Origin of the sequence: Galbitalea sp. SE-J8, assembly GCF_030345695.1 — a bacterium.
Classification (GTDB): Bacteria; Actinomycetota; Actinomycetes; order Actinomycetales; family Microbacteriaceae; genus JAUASV01.
Map to the genome: position 1 here is coordinate 17438 of NZ_JAUASV010000002.1, position 16588 is coordinate 34025.

The window sequence follows — 16588 nt, forward strand, 5'->3', positions numbered from 1 at the left end:
CAGCGACCGGGTGACAGTCGATCGCGACGCGCATCACCGCGACGCCAGGAAGCGTCGCAACCAGCGCGACCACTGAAGGATTAGCCGCACCGCCGAGGCGGGCGGCAGGAGAGTACCCCGGCTCGGAGTTTCCGACTCCGCCCGGGTGAGGAGTGCACCAGCAATGGTGGAAGACAACACGAATAGTGCCAACCCGGCCCCGAGGCGTCGCCGCCTCTTCGGATCCCGCAGGGCGTCCGCGCCCGTGGCGGCCTCGACGGGCGCGCCCGCCGAGACCCCGACGACGGATGCGGCTGCCCCGGCCGTCGAAGCAGTCGCGGCCCCGGTCGCCGAGGCGCCGGTCGCGGAGACGCCGGACACCGCGGAGACGCCGGTCGCCGGGGAGCCGGTCACCGCCGAGAACGAGGCGCCGGTCGCTGAGACCCCGGCCGCGAAGGCCCCGGCGAAGCGCACGCGCAAGCCCGCCGCGAAGGCGGCGGCCAAGCACGTGAACGCCGATCAGGCTGCGCAGCTGCCCGACACGCCCGCTACGGATGAGGAGGAGCCGGCCGCGGAACAGCGGCCGACCTTCGAGCCGCCCGCCGCGGGACGCGCCTCGACGACGCTCATCTTCCACGCGCCACCCGCGCTGCCGACGCCCGCTGCGGCGCCCGCGCGCGGACCGCAGGCCGGTGGACCGCAGGCCGGCGGCCAGCAGCCGGCGACGGACGACGCCGACGCCCCCGCCGGGTCGGTGCGCCGCCGCAACCGCCGCCGCTCGGGCGATGCGCAGCGTGAGGGCGACGACGACCCGAACACGGTCGTCCGGGTGCGCGAGCCCAAGCAGGCGCCGCTCATCACCGAGCCGCAGCGCATCAAGGGCTCCACCCGGCTCGAGGCGAAGAAGCAGCGCCGTCGCGACGGCCGCGACGCCGGCCGCCGGCGCACGGTCATCACCGAGAGCGAGTTCCTGGCCCGGCGCGAGGCCGTCGACCGCGTCATGGTGGTGCGCTCGAAGTACGACCGCATCCAGATCGGCGTGCTCGAGGACGGCGTGCTCGTCGAGCACTACGTGGCGAAGAACCAGGACATGTCGCTCATCGGCAACGTCTACCTCGGCCGCGTGCAGAACGTGCTGCCGAGCATGGAGGCCGCGTTCGTGGACATCGGCCGCGGCCGCAACGCCGTGCTGTACTCCGGCGAGGTCGACTGGGATGCCGTCGAGACCAACAACCAGCCGCGCCGCATCGAGCTCGCGCTCAAGCCGGGCGACAAGGTGCTCGTGCAGGTCACGAAGGACCCGGTCGGCCACAAGGGCGCCCGTCTCACGAGCCAGGTGAGCCTGCCCGGCCGCTACCTCGTCTACGTGCCGAACGGCTCGATGAACGGCATCAGCCGCAAGCTGCCCGACACCGAGCGCGCGCGACTGAAGAAGATCCTCAAGGAGGTGCTCCCCGCGAACACCGGCGTCATCGTGCGCACGGCCGCGGAGGGCGCCACCGAGGAGCAGCTCACGCTCGACGTGCAGCGCCTCGCGAACCAGTGGGAGGAGATCTCCCGGCTCGTCGAGTCGGCGCAGGCGCCGCAGCTGCTGCACTCCGAGCCCGACCTGCTCGTGAAGATCATCCGCGACGTGTTCAACGAGGACTTCCACAAGCTCGTCGTCGACGGAGCGGATGCCCGGGGCGCCATCGAGCGCTACCTCGGCGCCGTCGCCCCCGACCTCCTCGAGCGCGTCGAGGCGCACGCGGGCGACCGCGATCCGTTCGAGCAGTACCGCATCAGCGAGCAGCTCGAGAAGGCGCTCGACCGCAAGGTCTGGCTGCCCTCGGGCGGATCCCTCGTGATCGACCGCACCGAGGCCATGACGGTCGTCGACGTCAACACGGGCAAGTTCGTCGGCTCGGGCGGCAACCTCGAGGAGACCGTCACGAAGAACAACCTCGAGGCGGCCGAGGAGATCGTGCGTCAGCTGCGCCTGCGCGACATCGGCGGCATCATCGTCGTCGACTTCATCGACATGGTGCTCGAGTCGAACCGCGACCTCGTGCTGCGGCGGCTCATGGAGTGCCTCTCGCGCGACCGCACCAAGCACCAGGTGGCGGAGGTGACGAGCCTCGGCCTCGTGCAGATGACCCGCAAGAAGCTCGGCCTCGGCCTGCTCGAGACGTTCAGCGAGCCGTGCGAGGTGTGCGCCGGTCGCGGCATCATCGTGCACCACGAGCCCGTCATGAAGCACCGCGCGGTGCAGGCGGAGCCCGGCCAGGGCCGCCGTTCGCGCGGCAAGGGCTCGGGCAACGGCGGCGGACAGCCGGCGGCATCCGCTCCGAAGGCGCCGGCGAACGGCGGCACCCACGCGATCACGGATGACGTGCGCAACGCGCTCTCGAAGATCGCGGCGAGCACGGTGCCGCAACCGGCGACCGAGGCTGCCGCGCCCGAGCAGACCGCGGCGGTCGCCGTCGTCGAGGAGACCGTGACGGTGACGGATGCGGCTCCCGCGGCCGACCGGGCCCCTGCCGCCGAGCCCGCTGCCGCCGAGCTGCGGGGTGTCATCGAGCTCCCGGTGTCCGCCACGCCGCGCAAGCGCCGCACGAGCGTCGCGCCGAAGGAGGCCGAGGACCTGCTCGGCTCCGTGCTCAACGCCCTGCCCGAGCCCAAGGCGCCCGGTCAGGGTCGCGGCCGGCGTCGTGCCGGCAGCGCCGGCGCGGTCGTGAGCGCGAAGCCCACCGAGGACTGATCCGACGGTGACCCGCACGGACGAGCTGGCGCGCGCTGCGGCGCCCGCTCGCCCGCGCTGGGTCGCGCCCGTCGGGGTGCTGGCGATCGTCGCCGCGGTCGTGATCGTGCGCGCGGTCACGAGCGGGGCATCCGTCGACCTGCCCTCCGCCCTGCAGGACCTCATCACGCTCGCGGCGAGCGTGATCATCGAGAGCCTGCCGTTCGTCGTGCTCGGCGCCGTGCTCGCGGCCGTCGTGCGCATCTGGCTGCCGTCCGGCCTGCTCGTGCGGGTGCTGCCGCGCAATCCGGTGCTGAGGCGGCTCGCGATCTGCGTGATCGGCGTGCTGCTGCCGGTGTGCGAGTGCGGCAACGTGCCGCTCGCGCGCGGACTGCTCGTCTCGGGGCTCAGCGTCTCGGAGTCGATGACCTTCCTGCTCGCCGCGCCGATCGTGAACCCGATCACGATCCTCACCACCTACCAGGCGTTCGGCTTCTCCGACGGGGTGCTCATCGCGCGCGTCGCCGGCGGACTCGGAATCGCGCTGCTCGTCGGTGCCGTGTTCGCCGCCCGGCGGGACGGCATGGCGCTGCTCACCGAGCGGTTCGCGGCGGAGTGCCGGATGCCGCACGCGCACGTGCACGGCTCGCGCTGGACCGCGAGCGGCCGGGAGGTCGTGGCCGAGCTCGGAACGCTCATGCCCGCCCTGTTCGTGGGCGCGGTCGTCGCCGCCGGCATCCAGGTCGTCGTGCCACGATCGGTGCTCGTGACGCTCGGCGAGAACCCGCTCTGGTCGGTGCTCGCGCTCATGGCGCTCGCGTTCGTCATCTCGGTGTGCTCCAACGTGGACGCGTTCTTCATCCTCCCGTTCGCGAGCGCGTTCCTGCCGGGGGGCGTCGTGGCGTTCCTGGTGTTCGGCCCGCTCGTGGACGTCAAGATGCTCGCCCTGATGCGCACGACGTTCCGAGCCTCGACGCTCGTGCCGCTCGCCGTCGTCGTCGCGCTCGCGGCCCTCGCGCTCGGACTGGCGGTGAACCTCGGTGTCTGAGCGCGACACGCGTGTCGGTCGCGGCCGGGCACGGATGCCGTTCCGGCTCGCGGGCGCGGGTCGCGGCGTGCTGCTCGTCGCCGCCCCGCTCGGGGTGACGCTCTGGCTCGCGGCGACCGGCCGGCTCGACCTCTACATCCACCCGCGCTACATCGTGTTCACCGTGATCATGTGCGCGATCGCCCTCGTCGCGCTCGTGCTCGGCGCGCTCGCGCGTGGCGACGGGCACGACCACGGGCTCGACGACCCGCTCGGCGACCCGCTCGACGGCGGCGAGCCGGTCGCCGCGCCGCCCGCGCGCGGTCGAGCGCTGCGCTCGGTGCTGTCGGGGGCATCCGTCGTCGTGTGCGCGGCGCTCGCGATCGCGCTCGTCGTGGTACCGCCGACCACGCTCACGAGTGCGACCGCGGTGCAGCGGGCCGCGGCCCCGGTCGCGCCCGCGGCCGGCGCCGCGCCCGTCGACGCCCACGCGTCGACGGCGGGCTTCACCCTCAAGGACTGGAGCGCACTGCTCGCGCAGACCTCCGACCCGAGCTTCTACGCCGGTCGTTCGGTCGACGTGACGGGGTTCGTCGTCGCCGGCGCCCGCGGCGGCTCCACCTTCTCGCTCACGCGGTTCGTGGTGACCTGTTGCGCCGTCGACGCGCAGCCGGTGTCGGTGCCCGTGCTGCTGCCCGGCTGGTCGGACCAGTACGCCGCCGACGACTGGCTGCACATCACGGGCACGTTCGTCGCCGACCCGAGCGGCGGGGCCGCGCCGATCGTGCTGCAGCCCGACTCCGTGACCACCATGCACGAGCCCGATGACCCCTACCTCTACTGAGCCGGCTCCCGCCGGTCCCGCTCCCGCCGACCCGAGCGGCGGGCCCGCGCGAGGCGACCGGTACCGGCGCGCGATCGTGGCCGCGGTGCTCGTGCTCGCGCTGGTCTGCGTGGCGCTCGTCGGGGCGACGCTCGGCACCGGTCCCCGGCTGCGCTCCGCGACGCTCGACTCGTCGGCGACGACGCGGGCCGGCGCGACGCTGCGGCTCACCCTCGACGTGCCGATCGCGCGGCCGTCCGCGCGCCAGCTCACGATCTCGCCCGCGATCCCGTCGAGCATCACCGTCTCCGGGCCGGTCGTCTCCATCGTGTTCGCGGCACCGCTCGCCGCGTCGACCCGGTACACGGTCGCGCTCGACGGTGTCGTGAGCCGCTACGGATCGCCCAGCTCGAGCATCGGCTACGGGTTCACGACGGATGCCGCGTCCTACTGGTACCTCGACCGCAGCGGGGCCCAGGACGTCGTCTACTCGGCGAGCCTCGCGCGTGGGAAGGCGACCGCCGAGTTCCGGGCGCCGGCGATCCAGTCGTTCGCGCGCGCGGCATCCGCTCTCGTCGTCGCGACCGGGCGGGGCGACACGAGCGAGCTGCAGGTCGTCGACACCTCGACGGGCGCGACGGAGTCGCTCGCGCTGCCCGCGGTCGGCCGGGTCGACTCTCTCGCAGCGGACGTCACGGGATCCCAGATCGCCGTCGTGTTCACGAGCACCGAGACCGCCGTGTCGCCCGAGTACGACCACGAGCTCTTCACGGTCGACTTCACGGGCGCGGGACTCACGCCGGTCACGGGGCTCGCGGGCGACATCGACGGCGTCGACGGCGTGCAGTTCCTCGCGGGGACCTCGCTGCTCGCGGTGCACCAGCGCTCGGGCACGACGAGCGTCGTCGACCCGAGCGGCGCGGCGCCGCTCGTGCCGCTCGGGCAGTACGCGGACTGGTACGGGGCGTCGACCGACGGCACGCGCATCGTCGTGGCGGATGCCACGGGGCCGCTCGCCATCGACATCGCGACCGGGAAGCAGGAGCGCTTGCCGTCGAGCCCCCTCGGCGGGGTGCGGCCCTACGGCGGCGATCTGGTGCTGCTGCGCGGCGGCGTGCGGGTGCAGAACGTCGCGGTGCCCGACGCGAGCGGCACGGAGTTCGACACGCTCGTCGTGCGGGACGACGGCACCACGGCGACCCCGCTGTGGACGCATCCGCCGGGCGCGGGGCGCGTGCTGCAGATGTCCGCGAGCCCCAACGACCAGTACGTCGCCCTCGAGTTCGACCCGGATCTCACCACGGTCACGACGGACGGCTACGGCGTCGACCCGCTCCCCGACGACGTGCAGACGATCATCATCGACTCGGCGACCGGGGCGACGCAGCGCTTCGCCGCGGGATCCCACCTGCAGTGGTGAGGGCGCCGCGGGTCAGAGGCCGCGCTTCTCGCGCTGGCTGACCCGCAGTCCGCTCGCCGCGAGACGCCGGGCGAGCTCGAGTCCGCCCACGGGCTCGGCGCCGAGCGCGACGAGCTCGTGCCAGCGCGACTCGGGCACGTCGTAGTGGTCGTGGTCGAAACCGCGTCGCGGGATGCCCGCGGCCGCGGCGAAGGCATGGAGTTCCTCGATCGAGGTGTCGCTCACGAGGTGCGCCCATAGAGTGTCGTGTGCGGGCCAGATCGGAGGATCGATCAGCACGGCCATACCTCGAGCATAGGAGCACGGATGTCAGAGAGTGATCTCCCTCGGGCTCTACGGCGGAGTCGGCACGGTCCTGTTCGGCACCACGAGCAGCCTGGCCTGGTCGATCGCCTCCGCGATCATCCGAGCCGCCGTCGTGCTCGTCGTCGTGTGGCGGATCGTGCCGCTCGACGGCAGCTCGCGGCTGCCGCGCGTCACCGCCGCGGCCGGGCTCTCGGCCGTGCTCACCGCGATCGTCGAGGCGATCGTGGAACTGATCCCGTGGCTCGTGACCGGTCTTCGGCCCGACCGGTCGTTCTTCGCGAACTCCTTCCCGGTGCTGAACGGACTTCCGGATGCGCTGCGCTCGGTCACGAGCGCCGTGGTCGGCATCCCGTTCGCGGCGCTCTCGGCGTTCCCGCTCATCGCGCTCGTGCTGATCGTCGTCGCCCGGCACCGGGGCGAGCTGCGCTCGCGGTGACGCGCGATCGACGCGCGACGCGCCGCGCGCGCATCCGTTTGACCGCCGGGGCCGCGATCGCGTAATCTTGTACGTCGGCGTGCGCTGAGCCGTGCTCGCGCAGAACCGGGTTCAGTCCGGTCCCCGCCGAAGCTTGAAGAAAGTAAGGGTACCCACGTGGTTTACGCAATCGTGCGCGCCGGCGGCCGTCAGGAGAAGGTCGAGGTCGGCAGCATCGTCGTTCTCGATCGCATCGCCGGCGACGCCAATGGCAAGGTCGAGCTCGCGCCTGTGCTCCTCGTCGACGGTGACAAGATCACCCACACGGCGACGGACCTGGCCAAGGTCACGGTGACCGCCGAGGTGCTCGGCGACCTCCGCGGTCCGAAGATCGTCATCCAGAAGTACAAGAACAAGACCGGATACAAGAAGCGCCAGGGCCACCGCCAGGAGCTCACGCGCATCCGTGTCACGAGCATCGCGTAAGGCGGTAGAGCAATGGCACACAAGAAGGGTGCGAGTTCCACTCGCAACGGTCGTGACTCGAACGCCCAGCGCCTCGGCGTGAAGCGCTTCGGCGGCCAGGTCGTCTCGGCGGGCGAGATCATCGTGCGCCAGCGCGGCACGCACTTCCACCCCGGCGTCAACGTCGGCCGTGGCGGCGACGACACGCTGTTCGCTCTCGCGGCGGGCGCGGTCGAGTTCGGCCAGAAGGGCGGCCGCAAGGTCGTCAACATCGTGGCGGCCGCCAGCTGACCACGATCCTCATCGTGAGATAGGGGCGGGCTTCGGCCCGCCCCTATCCGTCTTTCTGCCGGGTCTCGAGGAAAGGAGCGGATGTGGCCCAGTTCATCGACACCGTCACGCTGCACCTGGCCGCGGGCCACGGCGGCAACGGATGCGTCAGCGTCAAGCGCGAGAAGTTCAAGCCCCTCGCCGGTCCCGACGGCGGCAACGGGGGCGACGGCGGCGACATCGTGCTCGTCGCCGACCCGCAGGTGACGACGCTGCTCGCCTACCAGCGCTCGCCGCACCGCAAGAGCGGCAACGGCCAGCCCGGCATGGGCGACCACCGCCGGGGCGTCGACGGCGAGTCGACGATCCTGCCCGTGCCGGTCGGCACGGTCGTGAAGGACGCCGGCGGCACCGAGCTGATCGACCTCGCGGCCGCGGGCATGCGCTACGTCGCCGCGCCCGGCGGCCAGGGCGGGCTCGGCAACGCCGCCCTCGCGAGCACGAAGCGCAAGGCGCCGGGCTTCGCCCTGCTCGGCACGGAGGGCGTCACCGACGACGTCGTGCTCGAGCTCAAGGTCGTCGCCGACGTCGCGCTCGTGGGGTACCCGAGCGCCGGCAAGTCGAGCCTCATCGCGGCGCTGAGCGCCGCGAAGCCGAAGATCGCCGACTACCCGTTCACGACCCTCACGCCGAACCTCGGCGTCGTCGAGAGCGGCTCGACGCGCTACACCGTCGCGGATGTGCCCGGTCTCATCGAGGGCGCGAGCGAGGGCAAGGGCCTCGGCCTCGAGTTCCTGCGCCACGTCGAGCGCTGCAGCGCCCTGCTGCACGTGCTGGACAGCGCGACGCTCGAGCCGGGACGCGATCCGATCAGCGACCTCGACGTCATCCTCGGCGAGCTCGCCGCCTACCCGGTCCCGGCCGGCCAGAAGCCGCTGCTCGAGCGCCCTCAGCTCGTCGCGCTCAACAAGGTCGACGTGCCGGAGGCGCGAGACCTCGCCGACCTCGTGCGCCCCGAGCTCGAGCAGCGTGGCTACCGCGTGTTCGAGGTGTCGGCGGTGTCGCGCTCGGGCCTGCGCGAGCTGTCCTTTGCGCTCGCGGACCTCGTCGAGCGCGACCGCGCCGAGCGCGCCGCCGAGCCCGAGGCGCCGCGCATCGTGATCCGGCCGCGCGCCGTCAACGAGAAGGACTTCGAGATCAGGGTCGACGGCGGCAGCTACGGCGCCGTGTACCGGGTGATCGGCGCGAAGCCCGAGCGCTGGGTGCAGCAGACCTCGTTCGAGAACGAGGAGGCCGTGGGCTACCTCGCCGACCGGCTCGCGAAGCTCGGCGTCGAGGACGAGCTGTTCCGCCTCGGCGCGACGCCCGGCTCGACCGTGGAGATCGGATCGTTCGTCTTCGACTGGGAGCCGACCATCGCATCCGCCGCCGAGCTCATGACGAGTCCGCGCGGCACGGACGCCCGCTTCGACGACAACGACCGCCGCACCAACAAGGAGCGCCGCCAGTCGTACAAGGAGCGGATGGATGCCAAGGCCGCCGCGCGCGCGGAGCTCGCGACCGAGCGCGAGGCGGGCGTCTGGACCGACGACGAGGGCTTCGCCGTCGAGGCGGAGGAGCGCGGTGAGCGTGAGACGGGGAGTGAACGCGAGTGAGTAGGGATGCGGTGCTCTCGGCGAAGCGCATCGTGGTGAAGGTCGGCTCGTCGAGCGTCAGTGGGGGCAACGTCGGGCAGATCGACTTCCTCGTCGACGCCCTGGCCGCCACGCAGGCACGCGGCGCCGAGGTCGTGCTCGTGTCGTCCGGCGCCATCGCGACGGCCCTGCCGTTCCTCGAGCTCGCCGGTCGCCCGGGCGACCTCGCGACGCAGCAGGCCGCCGCGGCCGTGGGCCAGAACATCCTCATCAACCGCTACCAGCAGAGTCTGCGGCGCTACTCGATCATCGCCGGCCAGGTGCTGCTCACCGCGGGCGATCTCGAGAACCCGACGCACCGCTCGAACGCGCAGCGCGCCATGGAGCGCCTGCTCGGGCTGCGCATCCTGCCGATCGTCAACGAGAACGACACGGTCGCGACGCAGGAGATCCGCTTCGGCGACAACGACCGGCTCGCGGCCCTCGTCTCCGAGCTGATCCGCGCCGACCTGCTCGTGCTGCTCTCGGACGTCGACGCGCTCTACACCGCGCCCCCCGGAGAACCGGGAGCCGTGCGCATCCCGCACGTGCCGTTCGGCGACGACCTGGCCGGGGTGAAGATCGGCTCGATCGGCGCGGCGGGCGTCGGTACCGGGGGAGCGGGCACGAAGGTCTCCGCCGCGCACTACGCGACCGAGCACGGCACACCCGTGCTGCTCACGTCGACGGCGAACGTCGAGGCGGCCCTCTCGGGCGAGGGGCTCGGCACCTGGTTCGACGCGCGGGCCTGAGTCTCCCCGTTGGTCGAGGAGTGCCCGAGCGCTCTCCGTTGGTCGAGGAGTGCCCGAGCGCAGCGAGGACGCGTCTCGAGACCACTCGTTCGGCCGAGGGAGCTGTGGTGGTCTCGAGACGCGGGCGACTTCGTCGCGCGCTCCTCGACCAGCGGGATGGGCGTCGTCGTCGCGGGCGGGGGGCTCGGCACCTGGTTCGACGCGCGTTTGAGTCTCCCCGTTGGTCGAGGAGTGCCCGAGCGTAGCGAGGACGCGTCTCGAGACCACGCACTCTCCGTTGGTCGAGGAGTGCCCGAGCGCAGCGAGGACGCGTCTCGAGACCACTCGTTCGGCCGAGAGAGCTGTGGTGGTCTCGAGACGCGGGCGACTTCGTCGTGCGCTCCTCGACCAGCGGGATGGGCGTCGTCGTCGCGGGCGGGGGGCTCGGCACCTGGCTTGACGCGCGTTTGAGTCTCCCCGTTGGTCGAGGAGCGCCCGAGCGCTCCCCGTTGGTCGAGGAGTGCCCGAGCGCTCTCCGTTGGTCGAGGAGTGCCCGAGCGTAGCGAGGACGCGTCTCGAGACCGCGCGTTCGGCCGAGGGAGCTGTGGTGGTCTCGAGACGCGGGCGACTTCGTCGCGCGCTCCTCGACCAGCGGGATGGGCGTCGTCGTCGCGGGCGGGGGGCTCGGCACCTGGTTCGACGCGCGCGCTTGAGTCTCCCCGTTGGTCGAGGAGTGCCCGAGCGCTCCCAGTTGGTCGAGGAGCGCCCGAGCGCAGCGAGGACGCGTCTCGAGACCACTCGTTCGGCCGAGGGAGCTGTGGTGGTCTCGAGACGCGGGCGACTTCGTCGCGCGCTCCTCGACCGGCGGGGCGGGTGGGCGCGCTCCTCGACCAGAGGGGCCGGCGGGGCGGGCGGGCGCGCTCCTCGACCAGCGGGATGGGCGGGGTCGTCGCGCGCTCCTCGACGCGAGGCCGAGTACCCTCGACACCATGACCGACACGCTCGTCGACGCCGCGACCGACACCGCGTTCCTCGCGAAGCTCGAGGCCGCCCGGGCAGCGTCCCGCACGCTCGCGACGACCCCGACGAGCGTCAAGGATGCGGCGCTCACGACGATCGCGCGCGCGATCCTGAACAGCGCCGACCGCATCATCACCGCCAACCGCGTCGACCTCGAGAACGGCCGCGAGAACGGCCTGGGCACGGGGCTGCTCGACCGCCTCGCCCTCAGCCCCTCGCGCATCGAGGGACTCGCGCAGTCGCTCGAGCAGATCGCCGGTCTGCCCGACCCGGTCGGCGTCGTCACCCGCGGATCGACCCTGCCCAACGGCATCCAGCTGTCGCAGGTGCGCGTGCCGTTCGGCGTCGTCGGCGCGATCTACGAGGCACGGCCGAACGTGACCGTCGACATCGCGGCGCTCGCGCTCAAGAGCGGCAACGCGGCCGTGCTGCGCGGCGGCAGCGCCGCGCTGCACTCCAACCGCGAGCTCGTCGCCGTGATCCAGTCGGCGCTCGAGGAGGTCGGGCTGCCCGAGGCGAGCGTGCAGACGATCGACGAGTTCGGCCGCGGCGGCGCCACGGCTCTCATGCGCGCGCGCGGCTACGTCGACGTGCTCATCCCGCGCGGCAGCGCCCAGCTCATCGACTCGGTCGTCCGCGATTCGACCGTGCCCGTCATCGAGACCGGCGCGGGCGTCGTTCACATCTACATCGATGAGAGCGCGGATGCCGCCCGGGCCGCCGCGATCGTGCACAACGCCAAGGTGCAGCGTCCGAGCGTCTGCAACGCGGTAGAGACGGTGCTCGTGCACGCGGGCGCGGTCGATCGCGTGCTGCCCGGCGTGGTCGAGGCGCTGCGCGCCGACGGGGTGACGATCCACGCCGAGCCGCGCGCCGCATCCGTCATCGACGGGGCCGTGCCGGCGACGGACGAGGACTTCGCGATCGAGCACATGAGCCTCGACCTGACCGTGAAGGTCGTCGACGACCTCGACGAGGCGATCGATCACATCCGTCGGTACTCGACGAAGCACACCGAGTCGATCCTGACGAACGACCTCGCGCGGGCCGAGCGCTTCCTCGCCGAGGTCGACTCGGCTGTCGTCATGGTCAACGCGTCGACCCGGTTCACGGACGGCGGGGAGTTCGGCTTCGGCGCCGAGGTCGGCATCTCGACGCAGAAGCTGCACGCGCGCGGTCCGATGGGATTGCCCGAGCTCACGAGCACCAAGTGGATCGTGCGCGGCACGGGTCAGGTGCGCGGCTGACCCGGCGCCCTTCGATAGGATGACGCCCATGGACCTGCTCACGTTCGTGCCTCCGGCCATCGCGTTCACCGTCTTCCTGGTCTTCGGCGTCATCACGTGGAGCTACCGTGACGTGTACCACCGCCACGAGTCGAGCGAGACCAGCGGCCACGACACGCACGCCGGGCACTGACGGCTGACCGAGTGATAGCAGCGGCCGGGTGACGGAGACCGCACGACGTCGTGCGCGCGTCGGTGTCATGGGCGGCACCTTCGACCCGATCCACAACGGGCACCTGGTCGCGGCGAGCGAGGTGCAGCAGCAGTTTCAGCTCGACGAGGTGATCTTCGTTCCCACGGGCATGCCGTGGATGAAGCTCGAAGCGGATGTCACCGACAGCGAGCATCGCTACCTGATGGCCGTCATCGCGACGGCCGCGAACCCCCGCTTCACCGTGAGTCGCGTGGACATCGACCGTCCCGGACCGACCTACACGGTCGACACGCTGCGGGATGTGCGCGCGGCCCGGCCCGACGCGGATCTGTTCTTCATCTCGGGAGCGGATGCCGTCGCGCAGATCCTCGACTGGAAGGACGTCGAGCAGGTCTGGGACCTCGCGCACTTCGTCGCTGTGACGCGACCGGGGCATCCGCTGTCCATTTCCGGGCTTCCGGAGCAGGGCGTAAGCTTGTTGGAAGTGCCCGCACTGGCGATCTCGTCGACGGACTGTCGGGCCCGGGTGGCCCGCGGGTACCCGGTCTGGTATCTCGTCCCCGACGGTGTCGTGCAGTACATCTCGAAGCACCACTTGTATCGGAGCAAACCTGTATCGGAGTAAGGCGCGATGACCACGTTCGAGGACCCGCAGCCGCTGACGCGGCGCGCCGCCCGAGAGCGCGAGCGGCAGCAGGCGCGGCTCACCGGCGAGCACTTCCTCGGCTTCACGGAGCAGGAGGTCGCCGTGCCGGGCGTCGCTTCGGATGCTGAGGGCGTTCACGAGCAGCCGCCGGCCGTCGAACCGGCTTCGCGCCGGGCATCGCACGCCGCGCACGCTGCCGAGCCGACCCAGCCCGCGGAGTCGCGCCGGCCGGCGGAGTCGCGCAGCGAGCCCTCCGCGCCGTCGGCCTTCGACTCGGCGTACCCGTGGGCCGCGCCGACCGCGGCGCCGCCGCCGGCTCCGGTCTCGAACGAGTCATGGGCTCCGCCCGCCGCTGCCGCGCCTGCCGCGGCGGCACCCTCGAACGATCCCGCCCAGCGCACGCTGACCCGCCGGGAGGCCCGGCTCCTGCAGCAGCAGGCCGAGGCGGCGCTGGCCGGCACCCCGCCGCTCGTCGAGCCCGAGGCGCCGCCGACCTCGCCGAACGCGCTCAGCGAGGCACTGCGGTTCGCCCCGCCGCCGACCCAGGCGCCCGCCGACTACCACCCCGCGCCGGAGCCGGTCGAGGCGCCTCCCGCGCCCGATCTCGCGGTGCCGCTCGGCGCCCGCTGGGGTGCGCGCGTCGACCAGGCGATCGCCACGCCCGTCGAGGAGGCGCACGGCCCGTCGGCGGAATCGGTCGACGAGTCGTTCGCCGCGCTGTTCGGCGCCACCGGCTCCGGATTCGCCTCGCCGAGCCCGTCCGCGTGGACGAGCGCCGGGCCGGTCGTCGTGGCGCCGTCGCTCGCCGGGGCCGAGCCCGAGTCCGGCCTGCCGGTCGGCCCGGCGCCTGAGGCTGAGACCGGCGACGAGGCCGAGTTCGTGGTCGAGGTCGAGCCCCCGGTGACCGCCGAGGCGGAGTTCGTGGTCGAGCCCGAGGCGCACGCCGGGTCCGAGCCGCGGGCCGGGTCGGAGGTCGCGGTCGATGTCGTCGATGCGGTGATCGATGCGCCCGCCCCGGCCGACTCCGCTCTCGACACGCGCGCGGACGATGAGCCCGACACGTCCGTGGCGTCGGCCTGGCCGTTCGCGTTCGGCCGAGCGACGCCCGAAGCCGTGCCGGGGGCCGAAGCCGTGCCGGAGGCTGAAGCGGTGCACGAGGCTGAGGCGATGCGCGAGGCCGAAGCGGTGCGTCAGGCCGAGCACACCGCCGCGCCCGAGCCCGAGAGGCGCCCTGCGGCGACCGTCGTGCCGGAGCCGGACGAGGCATCCGTCGTCCCGATCGTCGAGGCGGGGGCCGCGTCCGATGACGCGTCCTTCGTGCAGCCGTCGGTCGCACGCACCTCCTACACGCCGCCGGCGAGCCACTGGTCGCGGATGGGCGAGGACGACGGCGGCGGCGGCCTGCCGGTCGACACGACGCTCAGCCGTCAGGTCGGTGGCAGCAACGTCACGACGACGAGCGCGATCATCCTGCCGTCGGTGCCGCAGGCCGACTTCGCGAGCATCGTCAACGGCACGGGCGAGATCCTCATCACGGGCACGATCCAGCTGCCCGAGGGCCTCGGCAGCCTCGGCGGCGACGCCCGCAACCTCGACCACCCCGACGTCGACCGGCTGCTCGACTCGCTCGACGCCGAGCTCGTCTCGAACGACTCGGCGCCCGTGCGCGCCATTCGCGCCGTGAGCACCCACACCGCGACCAACGCGATGATCGTGCCGCCCCAGAAGCCCAAGGGGAGCCGCTGGCTGACCGCCGGCATCATCGCCGTGGGCGTGCTCGTCGTGGCCGTGGTGGGACTGCTCGCCGTCTACGTCATCAAGATGTGACCCCCCAAGGATTCCGTGACTGCATCAGACAACGCCCGACGACTCCTGAAGGTGGCCGCTGCCGCCGCCGACGCGAAGCAGGGTGAGGACCTCGTGGCGCTCGACGTCTCCGGTCCGCTGCCGCTGACGGATGCGTTCCTGCTCGTCTCCGGACGTAACGAGCGCAACGTGCTCGCCATCGCATCCGAGATCGAGGAGAAGCTCCTCGAGGCCGGCCAGCGCGCCATCCGTCGCGAGGGCCGCACCGAGGGTCGCTGGGTGCTGCTCGACTTCGGCGATCTCGTCGTGCACGTCTTCCACGAGGAGGATCGCACCTACTACCAGCTCGAGCGGCTCTGGAAGGACTGCCCGGTGCTGCCGATCGAGCTGCCCGAGCCGGCCAGGAACGCCTCCGAGGCCTAGCGCCGACCCTTCAGCAGCCACGGCCGGAGCGCGCGCGTGATGAACGGCAGGCCGAAGTAGGTCATGATCGGCGCGACGACGAGCACGAGCAGCAGCACGCGCAGCGGCAGCGGCCAGCCGACCGTGACGAAGCCGAGGGACCAGTTCGCGAGCAGGCTCAGCGGGAAGAACACGATGATGATCGAGACCATCTGCTTCCACCGCGGCGGCGACGCCGGTGCCCGGTCGATGAACTCGCGGTAGGCGGGGTCGTCGAACCAGCCCTCGATGCCCGTGCGCTTCTCGGCGGCGCCGTCGCCGACGAGTCCCTGAGCGGATGCCACCCACCACGCGCGCTCCGGCGACCGTTCCCAGGCGGCGAGGCTCGCGGCATCCGCGAACCGGAACAGCATGTGCCACTGGTCGCTCGCGGGGTCGGGGCGGATCCACCCCGAACCGAGGTAGCCGGGGAATCCGGCGATGAGCTCCTGCCCGGAGCGTGCCCACGCGGCGATGACGTGGGCCTGGTCGGCCGCCACCGTGCGGGTGACGCTCACGGTGATCGGTTCGCTGCGCATCTGACTCGTCTCGCCCATGCCTCCAGTCTCGCGGGTCGGCGTGCCGTCTCGTGCGCCGGCTGAGGGGGCGTGCCCGCGCCGTCTCGAAGCCCGTCTCGCGCCGGTCGGCGAACCCGTGCGGATGTAGTAGCCTTGACGAGTTGCTTTTCGGGACACCGGGAAGCCGCGGGTCCGTGGCGCAGTTGGTAGCGCACCTGCATGGCATGCAGGGGGTCAGGGGTTCGAATCCCCTCGGATCCACCCTTTGATCGATGTTCCAACCCCCGACACTTGGCGTGTCGGGGGTTTCTGGAGCACGAGCCGATCGGCGATCGTCTCGTCATCGTCATCGCTGCTCTTGTTGGCCTTGAACACACTGAAGACCGCGGCGAGCAGGAGCGAGAGTGTAGTCAGGCGCTGCTGACCGTCGATCACCTCGAACTCAGGGTCGGCGCTCGAATCGCCTTGCCGGTTGACCAGATGAACGTGCCGAGGAAGTGGCCCTCGCCGCCGTCGTGCTCGATGAGGTCGTCGAAGAGAGCGTCCCAGTTCCAGCGCCCCCACACGTACTCCCGCTGGTACTTCGGCACGTTGTAGAACGCCGGACGCTCAGCGTCGAAGAGCTGGATGATCGTCCTTTTCTGGACGTCCTGGATCACGTCACCACGGTATCGGCAGTCTTGCCTCGAGTGCCTCAGCTCGGAAGGTGACCCCGCAGACGTTCTACGAAGTTGGGAGTCCCAGCCGCAGCGACCTTGGTGCTTCAGCAAGTCCACGGGGAAGTCGTCTGAGGTGATCACCTTGACGCCCGCGGTGAGCACCGGCTTGGTGCGCAGGTGCTTCATGTTCCGGGTGAGCAGCACGTCCATGACGGTGAACGGAAACAGCT

Annotated in this window: 18 protein-coding genes and 1 tRNA gene; 15 read left to right on the forward strand and 4 right to left on the reverse strand. The window is 71.9% G+C overall.

Annotation, left to right across the window (positions count from 1 at the left end):
- The first annotated feature begins 244 nt into the window (after positions 1 to 244).
- From QT381_RS01570 to QT381_RS01585, 4 genes are all read left to right on the forward strand, one after another.
- Positions 245 to 2719, forward strand: coding sequence for an Rne/Rng family ribonuclease (locus tag QT381_RS01570; protein ID WP_502877407.1), 2475 nt, complete (start codon positions 245 to 247; stop codon positions 2717 to 2719).
- A gap of 7 nt (positions 2720 to 2726) precedes the next feature.
- Positions 2727 to 3746 (forward strand): permease, encoded by a 1020-nt coding sequence (locus QT381_RS01575; protein ID WP_289246896.1) that lies wholly within the window; start codon positions 2727 to 2729, stop codon positions 3744 to 3746.
- On the forward strand, positions 3739 to 4569 hold the full coding sequence (locus tag QT381_RS01580) for a TIGR03943 family putative permease subunit (RefSeq protein WP_289246897.1): 831 nt from the start codon (positions 3739 to 3741) through the stop codon (positions 4567 to 4569). Before QT381_RS01575 ends, QT381_RS01580 begins: the two co-directional genes overlap by 8 nt.
- A 76-nt stretch (positions 4570 to 4645) precedes the next feature.
- Positions 4646 to 5968: a WD40 repeat domain-containing protein gene (locus QT381_RS01585; RefSeq protein ID WP_289246898.1), complete on the forward strand. Its 1323-nt coding sequence runs from the start codon at positions 4646 to 4648 to the stop codon at positions 5966 to 5968.
- A gap of 12 nt (positions 5969 to 5980) precedes the next feature.
- On the opposite strand, the gene QT381_RS01590 is transcribed toward QT381_RS01585, so the two are convergent.
- Positions 5981 to 6253, reverse strand: coding sequence for a DUF4031 domain-containing protein (locus QT381_RS01590; RefSeq protein ID WP_289246899.1), 273 nt, complete (start codon positions 6251 to 6253; stop codon positions 5981 to 5983).
- A 31-nt stretch (positions 6254 to 6284) separates the two neighbouring features.
- Here QT381_RS01590 and QT381_RS01595 point away from each other — a divergent pair, with 31 nt between their 5' ends.
- The 10 genes from QT381_RS01595 (at position 6285) to rsfS (ending at position 15163) form a co-directional block, all read left to right on the forward strand.
- Positions 6285 to 6710, forward strand: a complete 426-nt coding sequence (locus tag QT381_RS01595; RefSeq protein ID WP_289246901.1) for a hypothetical protein — start codon at positions 6285 to 6287, stop codon at positions 6708 to 6710.
- Positions 6711 to 6866: 156 nt separating this feature from the next.
- Complete coding sequence (rplU, locus tag QT381_RS01600; RefSeq protein WP_289246902.1) at positions 6867 to 7175, forward strand: 50S ribosomal protein L21; 309 nt, start codon at positions 6867 to 6869, stop codon at positions 7173 to 7175.
- Positions 7176 to 7187: 12 nt separating this feature from the next.
- Complete coding sequence (gene rpmA / locus QT381_RS01605) at positions 7188 to 7445, forward strand: 50S ribosomal protein L27 (protein ID WP_289246903.1); 258 nt, start codon at positions 7188 to 7190, stop codon at positions 7443 to 7445.
- A gap of 83 nt (positions 7446 to 7528) precedes the next feature.
- Positions 7529 to 9079, forward strand: coding sequence for a GTPase ObgE (gene obgE / locus QT381_RS01610; RefSeq protein WP_289246904.1), 1551 nt, complete (start codon positions 7529 to 7531; stop codon positions 9077 to 9079).
- On the forward strand, positions 9076 to 9849 hold the full coding sequence (proB, locus tag QT381_RS01615) for a glutamate 5-kinase (protein ID WP_289246905.1): 774 nt from the start codon (positions 9076 to 9078) through the stop codon (positions 9847 to 9849). Before obgE ends, proB begins: the two co-directional genes overlap by 4 nt.
- A gap of 968 nt (positions 9850 to 10817) precedes the next feature.
- Positions 10818 to 12095 (forward strand): glutamate-5-semialdehyde dehydrogenase, encoded by a 1278-nt coding sequence (locus QT381_RS01620; protein ID WP_289246906.1) that lies wholly within the window; start codon positions 10818 to 10820, stop codon positions 12093 to 12095.
- 28 nt (positions 12096 to 12123) lie between these two features.
- Entirely contained in the window at positions 12124 to 12267 is a 144-nt protein-coding gene (locus QT381_RS01625) for a hypothetical protein (protein ID WP_289246907.1), read from the forward strand.
- A 28-nt stretch (positions 12268 to 12295) separates the two neighbouring features.
- The gene (gene nadD / locus QT381_RS01630) at positions 12296 to 12913 is read left to right on the forward strand and encodes a nicotinate-nucleotide adenylyltransferase (RefSeq protein WP_289246909.1); all 618 of its coding nucleotides are present in this window, start codon (positions 12296 to 12298) and stop codon (positions 12911 to 12913) included.
- A gap of 6 nt (positions 12914 to 12919) precedes the next feature.
- On the forward strand, positions 12920 to 14761 hold the full coding sequence (locus tag QT381_RS01635) for a hypothetical protein (RefSeq protein WP_289246911.1): 1842 nt from the start codon (positions 12920 to 12922) through the stop codon (positions 14759 to 14761).
- Positions 14762 to 14776: 15 nt separating this feature from the next.
- Complete coding sequence (gene rsfS, locus QT381_RS01640; RefSeq protein ID WP_289246913.1) at positions 14777 to 15163, forward strand: ribosome silencing factor; 387 nt, start codon at positions 14777 to 14779, stop codon at positions 15161 to 15163.
- Here rsfS and QT381_RS01645 read toward each other — a convergent pair.
- Positions 15160 to 15738, reverse strand: coding sequence for an antibiotic biosynthesis monooxygenase (locus QT381_RS01645; protein ID WP_289246914.1), 579 nt, complete (start codon positions 15736 to 15738; stop codon positions 15160 to 15162). The two genes, rsfS and QT381_RS01645, sit on opposite strands and share 4 nt — an antisense overlap.
- 149 nt (positions 15739 to 15887) lie before the next feature.
- Here QT381_RS01645 and QT381_RS01650 point away from each other — a divergent pair.
- Positions 15888 to 15960, forward strand: a tRNA-Ala gene (locus QT381_RS01650).
- On the opposite strand, the gene QT381_RS01655 is transcribed toward QT381_RS01650, so the two are convergent.
- Entirely contained in the window at positions 15934 to 16134 is a 201-nt protein-coding gene (locus tag QT381_RS01655; protein ID WP_289246915.1) for a hypothetical protein, read from the reverse strand. The two genes, QT381_RS01650 and QT381_RS01655, sit on opposite strands and share 27 nt — an antisense overlap.
- Positions 16131 to 16358 (reverse strand): GmrSD restriction endonuclease domain-containing protein, encoded by a 228-nt coding sequence (locus QT381_RS01660; protein ID WP_289246916.1) that lies wholly within the window; start codon positions 16356 to 16358, stop codon positions 16131 to 16133. The genes QT381_RS01655 and QT381_RS01660 overlap by 4 nt, the downstream gene beginning before the upstream one ends.
- Between the last annotated feature and the right edge of the window lie 230 nt (positions 16359 to 16588).

Coding starts and splice junctions, on each gene's coding strand:
- QT381_RS01645 (WP_289246914.1), bottom strand. CDS start 15,738: ATGGGCGAGACGAGTCAGATGCGCAGCGAACCGATCACCGTGAGCGTC.
- rpmA (WP_289246903.1), top strand. CDS start 7,188: ATGGCACACAAGAAGGGTGCGAGTTCCACTCGCAACGGTCGTGACTCG.
- QT381_RS01590 (WP_289246899.1), bottom strand. CDS start 6,253: ATGGCCGTGCTGATCGATCCTCCGATCTGGCCCGCACACGACACTCTA.
- QT381_RS01635 (WP_289246911.1), top strand. CDS start 12,920: ATGACCACGTTCGAGGACCCGCAGCCGCTGACGCGGCGCGCCGCCCGA.
- QT381_RS01620 (WP_289246906.1), top strand. CDS start 10,818: ATGACCGACACGCTCGTCGACGCCGCGACCGACACCGCGTTCCTCGCG.
- QT381_RS01625 (WP_289246907.1), top strand. CDS start 12,124: ATGGACCTGCTCACGTTCGTGCCTCCGGCCATCGCGTTCACCGTCTTC.